The following is a 13,305-nucleotide window of genomic DNA, read 5'->3' on the forward strand; positions in this document are numbered from 1 at the left end:
GGCAAAGCACATCTCATCCCGACAGACCTGGAAATCGTCAGATCGCCGGACGCCCAAGCCGCATCAAACCACGGCCAGCCCTCAGGTACAGGAAATGGTCTGAGGCCCGCTCTCCCGGAACGGACGGGGGAGGCCGAGGAGCCGGCGCGACGCCCCCATCCCCACGCAAGCTTGCCCGGCCAGAACGCCTCCCTTGAGACATGGGACACCCATGTCGGGACATGAGGGAGCATCATGGCTGCGATCGAGGCGATCGTCCCGGAGCGCAAGTCGCAGCGCGACATCGGGTTCGCGCTCGGCATCGTCGCGATCCTGGCGATCCTGTTCCTGCCGGTCCCGGCCATCCTCCTCGACATCGGGCTCGCCTTCTCCATCGCCCTGTCGGTGCTGATCCTGATGGTGGCCCTGTGGATCCAGAAGCCGCTCGAATTCTCGGCCTTCCCCACCGTGCTGCTGATCGCGACCCTGCTGCGGCTGGCGCTGGGCATCGCCACCACCCGCCTCATCCTGGCCAACGGTCACCACGGCGTCGGGGCCGCGGGTCACGTCATCGAGGGCTTCTCGCAGTTCGTCATGAGCGGCGACTTCGTGATCGGCATCGTCGTCTTCCTGATCCTGATCACGGTGAACTTCCTCGTCATCACCAAGGGCGCCACCCGCATCGCCGAGGTCGGCGCGCGCTTCACCCTCGACGCCATCCCCGGCAAGCAGATGGCCATCGACGCCGACCTCAACGCCGGCCTCATCGACGACAAGGAGGCCCAGCACCGCCGCCGGGAGCTGGAGGAGGAGAGCTCGTTCTTCGGCTCGATGGACGGTGCCTCGAAGTTCGTGCGCGGCGAGGCCATCGCCTCGCTCATCACCATCGCCGTCAACGTGTTCGGCGGCATCATCATCGGCACCACCCGCCACGGCATGCCGCTGGGCCATGCGGCGGACGTGTTCACCAAGCTCTCGGTGGGCGACGGCCTCGTCTCGCAGATCCCGGCGCTAATCGTGTCGCTGGCCGCGGGCCTCCTCGTCTCCAAGGGCGGCACCAAGGGCACCGCCGAACAGGCGGTGATCGGCCAGCTCGGCGCCTATCCGCGCGCGCTGTGGGTGTCCGCGTTCCTGATGCTGATGTTCGCCCTGGTGCCGGGCCTGCCGTTCCTGCCGTTCATGGTGCTCGCGGGCCTGATGGCCTTCATCGCCTACGCGATCCCCAAGAAGCTCGCCGAGGAGAAGGCCATCGTGGTGGCCAGAGCCGCGGCCGAGCAGGAGAAGAAGGACGTCGCGGCCCGCGAATCGGTCAAGGAGTCGCTCAAGACGCCCGAGATCGAGGTCTGTCTCGGCCGCCAGGTCTCGTCCCAGATCCAGACCGCCCATTCCGAGCTGTCGCACCGGGTCGCCAAGATGCGCCGCAAGTTCGCGCGCCAGTACGGCTTCGTGGTGCCCGAGATCAAGCTCACCGACAGCCTCGCCCTGGCGCCCAAGAGCTACCAGATCCTCATCCACGGCACCGTCGCCGCCACCCAGGAGATCCGCCCCGGCGAGCTCCTGGTGGTGGTGGGCGACGGCCCGTCGCCGGACGTGCCCAGCGATCCGGTGCGCGAGCCCGCCTTCGGCATGAAGGCGCATTGGGTGCTCGAATCCTACGGCGCCGAGGTCCGCCGCGGCGGCTTCGAACCCATCGACGGCGCCTCGGTGCTGCTGACCCACCTCTCCGAGGTGATCCGCAACAACCTGCCCCAGCTCCTGTCCTACAAGGACATGCGCGGCCTGATCGACCGGCTCGATCCCGAGTACAAGCGCCTCCTCGAGGAGATCTGCCCGTCGCAGATCTCGTATTCCGGTCTGCAGGCGGTGCTCAAGCTCCTGCTCGCCGAGCGCGTCTCGATCCGCAACCTCCACCTCATCCTGGAGGCCATCGCCGAGATCACGCCGCACGCCCGGCGCGCCGAGCAGATCGTCGAGCACGTGCGCATGCGCATCGCCCAGCAGATCTGCGGCGACCTCGCCGAGAACGGCGTCCTCAACGTCCTGCGCCTCGGCGGCGCCTGGGACCTCTCGTTCCACCAGAGCCTCAAGCGCGACGCCAAGGGCGAGGTCATCGAGTTCGACATCGACCCGCGCCTCGTGGAGCAGTTCGGCACCGAGGCCGGTGAGGCGATCCGCACCCGGATGCGCGAGACCCACAACTTCGCCCTCGTCACCGCGCCCGACGCCCGCCCCTACGTCCGCATGATCGTCGAGCGGCTCTATCCGACGCTGGCGGTGCTCTCGCACCTCGAGATCGCGCGCGGCGTCGAGATCAAGTCCCTCGGGACGATCTCGTGACGGCACTGGCGCCCGACAGCTTCCTGTCGGTGTTCATGATCTTCTGCCGGGTCGGGGGCTGCCTCCTGATGATCCCCGGCTTTTCCAGCCCGCGCGTGCCGGCCCAGGTGCGGCTGCTCATCGCCCTCTCGGTGTCGCTGGCGCTGACGCCGCTCCTGCTGCCGCAGTTCCAGGGCAAGCTCGACGACAACCCCGCCACCACCCTGTTCTTCATCGTCAGCGAGAGCATCACCGGCCTCGTCATCGGCTTCCTCGGGCGGATCTTCTTCTTCGTGCTCGAGACGGTGGTGAACGCCGCATCCACCATGGTGGGCTTCGGCGGCATGCCCGGCGCGGTGGCCGAGGGCGTCGACCCGGTGCCGGCGGTGGAGGCGCTGATCATGATGTCGGCCGCCGCCCTGGTCTTTGCCGCCGACATGCACTGGGAGCTGTTTCGCGGCATCGTCGATTCCTACGCCCGCATTCCGCCGGGCCAGGGCGTCGGCTCGCAGACGGCCCTGGTGCGCATCGTCGACCAGATCGGCACCGCCTTCGTGCTCGGCCTCAGGATCACCTCGCCGTTCATTGTCTACGCGGTGGCGGTGAACCTGGCCGCGGGCTTCGCCAACAAGCTCACGCCGACGATCCCGGTGTATTTCATCGCGACCCCGTTCATCATGTTCGGCGGGTTGCTGATGCTCTACTACATCTCGAACGAGTTCATGATGCAGTTCCTGATCGGCTACGTCGACTACCTGCGCAGGGGCTGAGGCGATGACGCCGAGCCAGCGCCTCGCCCGCGCCAAGCGCCTCGTGACGGTGCAGGAGCAGATGCGCCGCGTCGCCGAACGCGATCTGGCCGCCACCCGCCGCGACATCGCCAGCACCGAGGCCGACCGGGCCGCCCTGCTGCAGACGCTGGCGGGGGAACGGATGGCGGGCCTGTTCCTCGATGCCGCCGCCGGCCGCCTGCGCCGGATCGCCGAGACCGCCACGGCGCTCGGTGCCAGGGCTACGGCCCAGGAAAGGACCGTCCTGGCGCGCGGCCTGTCCGAAAAGCAGGCCGAACGCTGGGCCGAGGGGCTCGCCCGCGCCCACCGCGCCGAGGAGGACCGCCGCGAGGCCCTGGAACAGCTCGACCTGCTGATCGCCCGCGGCGGCGGCGGCCTCGACGATGCCCCGACACCAGCCTCCCGAAAGCCAGGCGCGCTATCCGGGTCGTGAAGGCCCGGCGCCGCGCCGCGGCCTTCGGGATTCCCTGTCAGCCCCGGCGACGACCATGAGCATCAGACCCCCATCGGACATCGTTCTCGACGTCGCCCGGGCGGCGGACCCGGCCCGCTACCAGGAAGCCTCGGCCAAGCTCGCCGCCCCCGCGGGCACCGATCCGGCCGCCTTCGGCGACGCCGTGCGCATGGCGGGTGCCGGGGTCCACATGCCCCTCGACGCCCGCGCCACGCTCACCACCCTGCAGAGCGACAGCGCGATGGCCAAGGGCGGCAAGGCGGCCGACCCCTACAAGCAGTTCGAGGCGTTCGTGCTGCGCCAGTTCGTCGAGAAGATGATGCCCGACAAGGCGACCGCGGTGTTCGGCAAGGGCAACGCCGGCGGCATCTGGAAGTCGATGCTGGCCGAGCAGGTCGGCTCGGAGATCTCGAAGGCCGGCGGGCTGGGCATCGCCCGCATCCTGTCGGCGCCGCGCAACGCCGAGGCGGTCACCGTCGAGCGGCAGGCCGCCGACCGGGCCGCCGCCGCCCTCCTGCGGACCAAGGCGACCTCCTGACCGGGCTCGCCGTCCAAGACGCCCCGATGATCGAAGGACCCTCCATGCTGATCGCCTCCCTCAAGCGGCTCGACGCCACCGTCTCGGCCGAGACCGAGGCGCTGCTCGCCCATCGCCCGATCGACCAGGACGCGGTCAACCGGCGCAAGGGCCAGAGCCTGCTCGAACTCACCCGCCTCACCCGCGGCCTCGACCCGGAGCGGGTCGACCCGGAGCTCGCCGAGCAGCTCGCGCGCCTGCGCCGCAGCCTGCAGCGCAACCAGGAGGTGGTGGGCCTGCACCTGCGGGCGGTGGAGGAGATCGCCGAGATCGTCAACGACGCGATCCAGGACGCCGACTCCGACGGGACCTATTCCGCCCGCCGCCGCCGCTGACCGCCCACCGAAAGCCCGGCCGCCGCCATGCGCATCCTCGTCACCGGCCTCTGGATCTGTGCCCTCACCGTCGCCTCCTGCTACGGCGCGGTGACCTGGGGCAGCGGCCTCATGGGCAAGAAGACCGAGCCCTACCTCGAAGGCCTGCAGTACCAGAAGCTGGCGCCCATCAACGTGCCGATGCTCGCGGACGGCAAGGTCACCGGCTACATCGTCGCCGTGCTGGTCTTCACCGCCGACGCGCGGCTGATGCACACCCTCTCGGTGCCGCCCAACGCCTTCGTGGTCGACGAGACCTTCCGCCAGATCTACAGCGACCCCGAGATCGATTTCAGGCGCCTGGCCCGCTACAACGTCACCAAGCGCCTCGCCGAGGTCCGCGCCAAGGTCAACGAGCGCCTGGGCTCCGAGGTCGTCAAGGACATTTTGGTCGAGGAGTTCAACTTCGTGGCCAAGCGGGAGGTGCGGTCTTGAGGGGTGGGCTTGGGGGTTGAAAGCCGGCAGCTTGGGAATGTGAGTGGTCGCTTGTGACCTGCAGCGAACTTTGGCTCGTCGGGCGCTACGAATCCTCATGGGCACTGCTTGCGACCACGTCGCTTCCTGCCTTGCCCCCACTTTGCCCCGGCCCGCCAATTCATGTCAGGCCGGGTCACATCGTCGTTCTAGGATCTTAGCAGGTCCGTTCGTCGTGACTTGGACTGCAAGACTTCAGATTGCAGCGCCCTTTTCGACGACGATGGTGTCAACGACGTCCGCTGGCTCGTAGAGCCACCGTGCCATAGCCCCGGCCGCCATAGCTCCTACGATTGGTGCGAGCCAAAACAGCCAAAGCTGTGCGACGTACTCGCCGCCCGCAAACAAGGCAGGTCCGGTGCTGCGAGCCGGGTTGACCGAGGTGTTGGTCACGGGGATCGAGATCAGGTGGATCAGGACCAGAGCGAATCCGATGGGGATGCCCGCAAAGCCCGTCGCAGCGCCCTTCGACGTCGTGCCGACGATGATGAAGATGAAAAAGAAGGTCGTCAGAAGCTCGATGATCAGGCAAGCGGCAACGCCGTACTTGCCAGGGCTGAGATCACCGTAGCCGTTCGAGGCGAACCCGTTCGGAAGCCAGCCAGCCTTGCCCGATGCGATGACATAGAGGACGAAGGCACCGACCACGGCGCCAACGACCTGGGCGACGATGTAGGGCAGTACGTGCCGGTTCGCACAACGTCCGGCAGACCACAGCCCAAGCGTCACAGCCGGATTGAAGTGGCCACCCGAGATGTGACCGACCGCGTAGGCCATCGTGAGCACGGTCAAGCCAAAGGCAAAGGCGACACCGAGGAAGCCGATGCCGAGTTCCGGGAACGCGGCGGAGAAAACGGCGGCACCACAACCGCCAAAGGTCAGCCAGAAGGTGCCGAAAAACTCGGCCGTCGCCCGGCGCATCGTATCGTGATCCATGTCTGAACCTCCCGCTATAGGATTTCGCGCGGCACTCGAAGAGCAGGTTCGAAATCTCAGATTTGTGCGACGCGAGCAGTCTGCGCTGGCATCTACCGGAACGCATTTCGCGAACGTTGCACGGGCAGAGAGAGACAGCAATTACCGGAACAGCAATGTGCTTACTTTCCGATCGTATTCATGCTCAGAGGGGCTTGAGAAGGACGGCGCGGAAGATCTGATTTCCACCCAAAGCGGCACTTCACACGGTCAAACCCATCGCGTTCAGCCCCAAAGCCTACGCCCGACCCGCCGCCACCCCGCCACGAGCCCGCTGATGACCACCACCGCCCCCAGAAGATTGAGCGCCCACTGCGCCAGTTCGCGCGCAGGCCCGGCGAGGACGAAAAAATCGAGGCGGTGCAGGCCGTCGAACAGCCAGCGGTAGGCGCGGCCGGAGCGGTCGAGGCGCTCGGCGATGGTGCCGTCGCGTGGGTCGACGTGCAGCCAGGTGGCGGCCGGGTCGGCAAAGCGCAGGCGCAGCATCGGCAGCGGCCGCTCGCCGAGGCCGGACCAATGGGCGTCGTGGGCCGTCAGCCGCTCCACCGTCGGCGGCGCGGCCTGGCCCATCGCCCGCATCGCGGCGGCCACGATCTGCGCCTCGTCGGGGCCGGGGCCACCATCGGCCCCCATCACGCGGCGGCCCTCCCGCGTCAGCGACACCACGAGCGGGCGCCCGCCCAGGGTGGTGAAGCGTAGCGCCACCGCGTCCGGGGCCGCGACCCGCCGCAGCCCGGCCGGATCGAGGCCGACCGGGTGCCAGGGGCCGGCCTGGGCGGCCACGAGGGCCGCCGGCGGGGCCGGTCCGGTGAACCAGCGGTTCGGGTTCATCGAGAGCCAGCCGCTGACGAGGAAGCCGGTGAGGGCGAGCCCGCCCGCGAGACCCGAGAGGTGGTGCCAGCGCGCCAGCCCGCGGTAGGGCGTCAGCGCCCCGTTGCGATAGCGCCGGGGCCAGCCGAGCCGCCAGATTCCGAGGACGAGGCCGCTCGCCAGGAGCGGAATCGCGAGTCCCGACAGCCACAGCACCACGTCCCGCCACAGGTCGGGCCGGGCCCGCAGCGGCGTCGGGTAGACCCAATGCACCACGGCGCCGACCCAGTTCCAGCCGCGCTCGAACCGCGTGGTGACGAGGGCGACCTCCCCGGTGGGGGCCGAGACGTAGACCTCGGTGCCGGCCGCATCGGCCAGGGCGACCTTGTGGAAGGGCCGCAGCGGGTCGTAGCGGGCGGTGACGGTCCATTGGTCGCGCGCCACGGGCTCGACGGTGCCGGCACCGGCGAGGGCCCGGGCCTCCTCCGGCGTGAGCGCGGGCCGGCGCTCCCCGGTCCGGGCCGAGACCGTGGCGCGGCCACCGTCCCGGCCGGTGACGCGGTAGACGGGCTCCCCGCCCTGCATCTCCAGTCCGAGGGCGGCGGGTTCGGGCTGGCCGGCCGCCGCGAGGGCGGCGTCGGGGGCGATGGCCACCCGGTCCCAGGCGATCGGCGGCAGGCGGGCGAGCCGCTCGGCCTGCGACAGGCGCGGGAACGGCACGTGCAGCATCACGAGGCCCGAGCCGATCCACAGGGCGACGAGGAGCCCGGCGCCGATCCCGAGCCAGCGATGCCCGAGGATCAGCCAGCGTTTGGCGACCTTCACCACGTCACGCTGTAGGCGACCTCGACCGAGCGCGGCCGCCCGAGCAGCCAGAAGGTCGACCCGCCGGTGACCGGATAGACCGCGTCGAGGAGGTTGTAGGCGCGCAGGCTCAGGCGGGAGGTGTCGTCGATCCGGTAGTCGACGCTGCCGTTCACGACCTCGTAGGCCGGTCGCCGGACCGTGTTGGCGAAGTCGCCCACCGTCTCGCCCACGAACTGCACGCCGGCCCGCGCCTCCCAGCGCGGCGCGAAGGCCCAGGACAGCCACAGGTTGGCCACCCGCTCGGGCACGTTGATCGGCTGGTTGCCCGCGAACGAGACGGCGACCCCGCCCACGGCCTGCTGGAAGCTGTCGTATTGCGCCTGCAAGAGGGCGAGGTTGCCCTCAATGCGCCAGTTCTCCCACAGGCCCAGGGAGGCGAACGCCTCGACCCCGTGGGACGACTGGCTCCCCACCTGGATCGACACGGCGGGGCGCTGCGGGTCGGCGGTCAGGAGGTTGTCCTTCTTGATCCGGTAGCCGGCCAGGGTGAACTCGCCGCGCCCGTCCCAGAACACCTGCTTGTAGCCGACCTCGACCTGTTCGCCGTTCGAGAGCTGGAAGTCCTTCTGGGCCAGGGTGAGGGTGATGAGCGTCCCCACCGGGTCGACGGCCGTGGCGTAGCTCGCATAGAGCGAACTGCCCGGCGTCGGGCTGTAGACGGCGCCGAAGCGATAGCTCACCGCGCTGAAGTCCTTGGTGTAGCCGGCGGCGGGGTTGCGCAGGTCGTTCCGGCGGACGGTCGGCGCGTCGTAGCGGACGCCGGCGATCAGCGAGAGCTGGTCGGACAGGACGAGACGGTTCTCGGCGAAGAGGGAATACTGGTCGGTGCTGGTGGCGTACCCCGGCGTGGTGCCGTCGACGCGCAGGAAGCGGCCCGGATCGACGGCGAAGGGATCGACGGTGCTCACCCCGCCGTAGGGCGCGTTGTTGGTGTGGAGGAAGGAGATGCGGTTGACGTCGAAGCCCGCCACGACGTCGTTGGCGAAGCCGAACAGCTCGCCGCGGACGGTGGCGTCGAAGCGGTTTCCGATCTGCTCCTGGTCGTGGAAGATCTCGATGTAGTCCGAGCGCCTGACGCGGCCGGTGGCCGGGACGAAGGCGTAGGTCTCGGCGTTGCGCCAGCGCCGGTGCGAGGACAGGCGATAGGCGGTGTTGCGGATGGTGACGTCGGCGCTGGGCGACCACTCGGTCTTGAACTGCGTCCAGTCGTCCTTGAAGACGATCCGGCTGTCGTCGACGGTGTAGTTGTTGAAGCGCGTGCGCCGATCGATGCCGCCATTGATGAGGGGCGTCCCGAAATACCGCAGCGGCTCCTGGTAGCCGGAGTCGTGCGAGAGGGTGAAGGCGAGGTCGGGAGTGGCCTGGTAGAACAGCGATCCCGAGACCGCGAGGTTGCTGAACTCGCCGTTCTGGCGCAGCCACCCGTCGGCCTGGTTGGCGCTGACGTTGAGGCGGTAGGCGACCCGGTCGCCGAGGGCGCCGCCGGTGTCGAAGGCCAGGCGCTTCACCCCGTCCGAGCCGAGCGCCACCCGCGCCGCGTTGATGGTGGTGAAGGTCGGCTTCTTGGGCACCACGTTGATGACGCCGCCGATGGCGCCGTCGCCCGACAGCACCGAGGCGGGGCCGCGCAGCACCTCGATCCGGTCGACGTTCCAGGTGTCGAACGGGAAGGTGATGGTTCCGGTGCCGACGTAGAGGCGGGTGCCGTCGTAGAGCTGCATCACCGAGTTGACCCCGGCGAACCCGCGCGAGGTGTACGCCCCGAAGCCGTTGCCGGGCGCGGCGATGGTGGTGATGCCGGCCGCGTTCTGGGTCACCGCCTCCTGCACCGTCTCCTGGCCGCGCTCGCGGATCTTCTGGCCGGAGACGACCTCGACGCTGGCCGGCGTCTGGAGCGGCGACAGGTCGAGGCGGCTGCCGGTCCGGTTGGGTGTCGCGAGGTTCAGGCCGGTGGGTGCCGCCGTGTAGGGGGTCGGCGCCAGCAGGCGGGTTCCCGTCCCGGAGCCGGCCACCGCCAGTTCCGAGAGGGTGGCGGCGGCGTGGTCCTCGCCCGGGCGGGGGGCGTCATGCGCCGCGAGGGAGACCTTCGCGAGGGAGACCTGCGCCACGAGGAAAGCCGGAGCGAGGGCGAAGACGGACATCGGCCGTCGGCGACCGGACGGTCGTCGGGCGAGAGAATGGGACGACATGGGCAGCGAGGCCTCGGGCGACGGCAGTGGCACGTCACCGCGAACGAAGCCTCGGCTCAGGCGGTCTCCGAAAAAGACACGCGCCCGCCTCGACACCCACCAGGACACCCCGCCCGATGCGTTTCGCGTGTGACCACGACTGACGGCAGGTCTCCTGGCTCGCGGGTCGCTGTCCCGTCATCGTCTTCCCAGGCCCGAGGAACCCAGTGACGTGTTGATGAAGGACTCGCCGCTTACAGTTGCGGGGGCAGCCGCGGCATCGGGCGATCCTTGCGGACCCTCGCCCTCACCGCGTTCCCTTTTGATCCTCTCGCGAGGAACCGTCGACCCGAGGCTAGCGCGCCGGCGAAGACCGCGTCAATCGCGCACAGGTCCGGTCACGGCACGCTCACCGGAACGTGTGGCATCCGCGACGCACCCAACGCGGGGTGCGGCCTCAGCCGCGCCGGCTCATCCGGCCGCCCATGCCCTCGCAGCAGCAGGCCGCCTTCGTGCCCTTGGCCGAGCCGTGCTTCATCCCACCGTGCTTCATGCCCCCGTCTTTCATGGCCATATCGCCCCGGCCGCACATGGCCCCCGCCTTGCCGCCCTTCGCGCCGCAGCAGCTCATGGCGGAGGCGGGCGCGGCGGCCAGCAGGAGGAGGACGGCGGTCGAGGCGGCGAGCTTGGCGATCATGGGGGGACGGGTCTCCGTTGCCCCGCCATCCTACCACCGATCGGCGGCCCGATGCAGGGGCGTGCGGCGTCATCCCCCATCGGCGAGGATCGCCCCGCGATAGGTCTCCACCACCTCGCAGAACGGGACGCCGTCGGCGGTGCTGAGCACGGCATGGATCGCGAAGAGCGCCGTGGCGGGACCGGGCCGCCCCGCCGTTTGCGTCCACAGCCGCTCCAGCGACAGGTTGCGACGCTGCGGCGCCAGGGCATGGACGGCACGGCCGAAGGGCGTGGCCGTGGTGTCGAGGACCCGGTTCATGCCCGGCGTGAGGCGTTCGGGCACGTACCAGTTCTGCGCCTCCGACAGGACGTGGGCGCCGCAGGTGAGCCGCACCCGGCGGTAGCGCACGAGGTCCGGCGAGCCGACGCCGAGGCGCTCGCACTGCTGGGCGGAGGGCGCCCGCGCCGCCGCCGTCACCGGTACGGCGCACAGGCGGGAACCGCCGGCCGACAGTCCGCGCTCGTGGCACCATTCCTCGAGGACGGCGGTCGCGCTCGGCCCGGCCAGGAGCCGGTCCGTCAGCAGCGTCACGAGCCCGGCGGTCCCGAGCGGCGCGGCGGACGGATCGGTCATCGACGGACGACGAGGGCGAATGGCCATGGCGTCGCCGGACAGGATCGACCTGTCGACCGCCTCATGACCGAGATGACGCGACGTGTGATCAAGAGGCCCCGGGATGTCAGGATGTGGCCGATGCAGCGCGATTCTTGCGGCATCGCGTTTGCCGATCGACGCGAGAGCGACCGCTGGCGGGCACCACCGCCGCACCCCGCGGGAGCGAGATCGGTGCCGAGCCGTGGCACTCCATACAACGTGTTGGAGCTCACGAAAACGCTCCTCGTCACGAGGGCGATTGAGGCCGGCAAAGATGCTGGAGGGTGACGAGGATCACCGTCGACACCCGCGTCTCGTCCTCGCGGGGAACCTCGACAGGTCGGCGCGCCTGTGCTGGAGCGCTCCTTGCTGCGGTCTCCACATCGTCACACGAGCGTCCGGGCTGCGGATTATGAGCGCAGCGGCGCCTCTTACACCGCCGGGGAAGAGCTCCTTTGGACCGAACCGTCCGATATGCCCTGTACTTCACCCCCGCACCGGGGACGGCTCTCGCCGCCTTCGGCGACGCGGTCCTCGGCGCCGTGCCGACGTTGGGGCCGGCCACGCTCCGGGCCCTCCTTGCCGCCAGGACCGAGGAGCCGCGCGTCTACGGCTTCCACGCCACGATGAAGGCGCCGTGGCGCCTCGGCCCGGGCGTGACGGAAGCCGATCTCCTGGCGGCGGCCGAGGCCCTCGCTGCCCATCGACCGCCTCTGCCTGTCGGCTCGCTGCGCGTCGCCGCGCTCGGACATGTCGCCGCCCTGGTGCCGGAGTCGCCGCCGCCGGCCCTCGGCCTGCTGGCCGCCGAATGCGTGGCCGCCCTCGACCCGCTGCGGGCCCCCCTCTCGGCAGCCGAGCGCGTCCGGCGCCACCCCGAGCGCCTCGACCCGCGGGGGCGGGCGCTGCTGGAGCGTTGGGGCTACCCGCACGTCTTCGAGGCGTTTGGGTTTCACATGACGCTGACCGGCCGCCTCGGCCCCGAGGACAGGGCCGTGATCCTGCCGCTGCTGACGGAGGCCGCTGCGGACCTGCCGGACCTGGTGATCGACGCCCTGAGCGTGGTCGTCCAGGACGGCGCCGATCCATTCCGGCTCTTGCGCCGTATTCCGTTCGCGCCTTGAGGCGCATGCGAGGGCCTCGAACCGCCCCGGCCGCGACACGCAGGTCGGCGCCCGCTCGCGGCTGAGCGAGACGGTCCTCGACGACGGTTCCCGATATCGCCGAGGACGGGCCAGGCGAACCACGCGACGATCGGCAAGGTCTGCCCGATCGCCTCGAACCGCGAGCACAAGAGTACCGGCTCATCATTAGCCGGACAACTGTCATTCCTCTGTCGTGCGGGGCGGCTTTACCGTGGTTCATCGCTCCTGCCGGACAGTCTCATGCTGGTTCTCGAAGATCTGATCCGTCGTTACGGCGATCGCCGTGCGGTGGACCGCGTCTCCCTCGCCATCCCGCGCGGCCGCTTCGTCGGTGTCATCGGGCGCTCGGGCGCGGGCAAGTCGACCCTGCTGCGGATGATCAACCGCCTCGTCGAACCGACCGGCGGGCGCATCCTGTTCGACGGCCTCGACGTCACGGCCCTGCGCGGCCGCGACCTGCGGCGCTGGCGGGCCCGCAGCGCCATGATCTTCCAGCAGTTCCACCTGGTCGGCCGCCTCGACGTCCTGAGCAACGTGCTGATGGGGCGCCTCTGGGAGGTGCCCAGGCACCGCTCGCTCCTCAAGCTCTGGTCGGAGCGCGAGCGCGCCCTGGCGCTCGCCGCCCTCGACGACTTCGGCATGGGCGATTTTGCCGGCCACCGGGCCGACCAGCTCTCCGGCGGCCAGCAGCAGCGCGTCGCCATCGCGCGGGCGATGATGCAGGCCCCCGATCTCATCCTGGCCGACGAGCCCGTGGCCTCCCTCGATCCGCGCAACACCCGGATCGTCATGGACGCGCTGGCCGAGGCCAACCGCCGCCACGGCATCACCGTGCTGTGCAACCTGCATTCCCTGGATCTGGCCCGCAGCTACTGCGACCGCCTGGTCGGCCTCGCCGACGGCCGCCTCGTGTTCGACGGCGCGCCGGCCGACCTCACCGAGGACGTCGCCCGCCAGCTCTACGGGCTCGAGGCCGGCGAGGTGCTCGACGCGCCCGCGCCCGTCCTCAAGGCCTACCCCACCGCCCTCGTCGCCTGATCCGTCC

At 70.0% G+C, this 13,305-nt stretch carries 13 protein-coding genes and 1 riboswitch; of the genes, 8 read left to right on the forward strand and 5 right to left on the reverse strand.

Features of this window, described 5'->3' with window-relative positions:
- Positions 1–234 precede the first annotated feature (234 nt).
- Genes flhA through ASG59_RS05945 form a run of 6 tightly spaced genes read left to right on the forward strand, consistent with a single transcriptional unit; the run spans position 235 to position 4,926 of the window.
- Positions 235–2,316, forward strand: coding sequence for a flagellar biosynthesis protein FlhA (gene flhA, locus ASG59_RS05920; protein WP_055880259.1), 2,082 nt, complete (start codon positions 235–237; stop codon positions 2,314–2,316).
- Positions 2,313–3,065 (forward strand): flagellar biosynthesis protein FliR, encoded by a 753-nt coding sequence (gene fliR / locus ASG59_RS05925; RefSeq protein ID WP_274533814.1) that lies wholly within the window; start codon positions 2,313–2,315, stop codon positions 3,063–3,065. Before flhA ends, fliR begins: the two co-directional genes overlap by 4 nt.
- 4 nt (positions 3,066–3,069) lie before the next feature.
- Positions 3,070–3,519 carry a hypothetical protein gene (locus ASG59_RS05930; RefSeq protein ID WP_200945938.1) on the forward strand — a complete coding sequence of 150 codons (450 nt, stop codon included), beginning with the start codon at positions 3,070–3,072 and terminating at the stop codon, positions 3,517–3,519.
- Between the two features lie 55 nt (positions 3,520–3,574).
- Positions 3,575–4,078, forward strand: coding sequence for a rod-binding protein (locus ASG59_RS05935; RefSeq protein WP_082528642.1), 504 nt, complete (start codon positions 3,575–3,577; stop codon positions 4,076–4,078).
- Positions 4,079–4,122: 44 nt separating this feature from the next.
- Positions 4,123–4,452, forward strand: coding sequence for a hypothetical protein (locus ASG59_RS05940; RefSeq protein WP_056407539.1), 330 nt, complete (start codon positions 4,123–4,125; stop codon positions 4,450–4,452).
- Between the two features lie 27 nt (positions 4,453–4,479).
- Positions 4,480–4,926 (forward strand): hypothetical protein, encoded by a 447-nt coding sequence (locus ASG59_RS05945; RefSeq protein WP_055880265.1) that lies wholly within the window; start codon positions 4,480–4,482, stop codon positions 4,924–4,926.
- Positions 4,927–5,160: 234 nt separating this feature from the next.
- On the opposite strand, the gene aqpZ is transcribed toward ASG59_RS05945, so the two are convergent.
- The 5 genes from aqpZ to ASG59_RS05970 form a co-directional block, all read right to left on the reverse strand.
- Positions 5,161–5,901 carry an aquaporin Z gene (gene aqpZ, locus ASG59_RS05950; protein ID WP_056407484.1) on the reverse strand — a complete coding sequence of 247 codons (741 nt, stop codon included), beginning with the start codon at positions 5,899–5,901 and terminating at the stop codon, positions 5,161–5,163.
- Positions 5,902–6,165: 264 nt separating this feature from the next.
- Positions 6,166–7,575, reverse strand: coding sequence for a PepSY domain-containing protein (locus ASG59_RS05955; RefSeq protein ID WP_244475642.1), 1,410 nt, complete (start codon positions 7,573–7,575; stop codon positions 6,166–6,168).
- On the reverse strand, positions 7,572–9,758 hold the full coding sequence (locus ASG59_RS05960) for a TonB-dependent siderophore receptor (RefSeq protein WP_056407488.1): 2,187 nt from the start codon (positions 9,756–9,758) through the stop codon (positions 7,572–7,574). Before ASG59_RS05960 ends, ASG59_RS05955 begins: the two co-directional genes overlap by 4 nt.
- Before the next feature lie 174 nt (positions 9,759–9,932).
- Positions 9,933–10,146, reverse strand: a riboswitch (cobalamin riboswitch).
- Between the two features lie 96 nt (positions 10,147–10,242).
- Positions 10,243–10,482 (reverse strand): hypothetical protein, encoded by a 240-nt coding sequence (locus ASG59_RS05965; RefSeq protein WP_082523861.1) that lies wholly within the window; start codon positions 10,480–10,482, stop codon positions 10,243–10,245.
- A 69-nt stretch (positions 10,483–10,551) separates the two neighbouring features.
- Complete coding sequence (locus ASG59_RS05970) at positions 10,552–11,097, reverse strand: hypothetical protein (RefSeq protein ID WP_056407490.1); 546 nt, start codon at positions 11,095–11,097, stop codon at positions 10,552–10,554.
- A 476-nt stretch (positions 11,098–11,573) separates the two neighbouring features.
- On the opposite strand from ASG59_RS05970, the gene ASG59_RS05975 reads away from it, so the two are divergent.
- Both ASG59_RS05975 and phnC read left to right on the forward strand, forming a co-directional pair.
- On the forward strand, positions 11,574–12,239 hold the full coding sequence (locus ASG59_RS05975) for a DUF1045 domain-containing protein (protein ID WP_056407492.1): 666 nt from the start codon (positions 11,574–11,576) through the stop codon (positions 12,237–12,239).
- Positions 12,240–12,500: 261 nt separating this feature from the next.
- Positions 12,501–13,298, forward strand: a complete 798-nt coding sequence (phnC, locus tag ASG59_RS05980; protein ID WP_055880283.1) for a phosphonate ABC transporter ATP-binding protein — start codon at positions 12,501–12,503, stop codon at positions 13,296–13,298.
- Positions 13,299–13,305: the final 7 nt, after the last annotated feature.

Origin of the sequence: Methylobacterium sp. Leaf466 (genome assembly GCF_001425565.1) — a bacterium.
GTDB lineage: Bacteria > Pseudomonadota > Alphaproteobacteria > Rhizobiales > Beijerinckiaceae > Methylobacterium.

What these genes read in the sequence shown, in the direction of transcription:
- flhA (WP_055880259.1), top strand. Translation starts at nt 235, where the DNA reads ATGGCTGCGATCGAGGCGATCGTCCCGGAGCGCAAGTCGCAGCGCGAC.
- ASG59_RS05930 (WP_200945938.1), top strand. Translation starts at nt 3,070, where the DNA reads ATGACGCCGAGCCAGCGCCTCGCCCGCGCCAAGCGCCTCGTGACGGTG.
- ASG59_RS05935 (WP_082528642.1), top strand. Translation starts at nt 3,575, where the DNA reads ATGAGCATCAGACCCCCATCGGACATCGTTCTCGACGTCGCCCGGGCG.
- ASG59_RS05940 (WP_056407539.1), top strand. Translation starts at nt 4,123, where the DNA reads ATGCTGATCGCCTCCCTCAAGCGGCTCGACGCCACCGTCTCGGCCGAG.
- ASG59_RS05945 (WP_055880265.1), top strand. Translation starts at nt 4,480, where the DNA reads ATGCGCATCCTCGTCACCGGCCTCTGGATCTGTGCCCTCACCGTCGCC.
- aqpZ (WP_056407484.1), bottom strand. Translation starts at nt 5,901, where the DNA reads ATGGATCACGATACGATGCGCCGGGCGACGGCCGAGTTTTTCGGCACC.
- ASG59_RS05960 (WP_056407488.1), bottom strand. Translation starts at nt 9,758, where the DNA reads ATGTCCGTCTTCGCCCTCGCTCCGGCTTTCCTCGTGGCGCAGGTCTCC.
- ASG59_RS05965 (WP_082523861.1), bottom strand. Translation starts at nt 10,482, where the DNA reads ATGATCGCCAAGCTCGCCGCCTCGACCGCCGTCCTCCTCCTGCTGGCC.
- ASG59_RS05970 (WP_056407490.1), bottom strand. Translation starts at nt 11,097, where the DNA reads ATGACCGATCCGTCCGCCGCGCCGCTCGGGACCGCCGGGCTCGTGACG.
- phnC (WP_055880283.1), top strand. Translation starts at nt 12,501, where the DNA reads ATGCTGGTTCTCGAAGATCTGATCCGTCGTTACGGCGATCGCCGTGCG.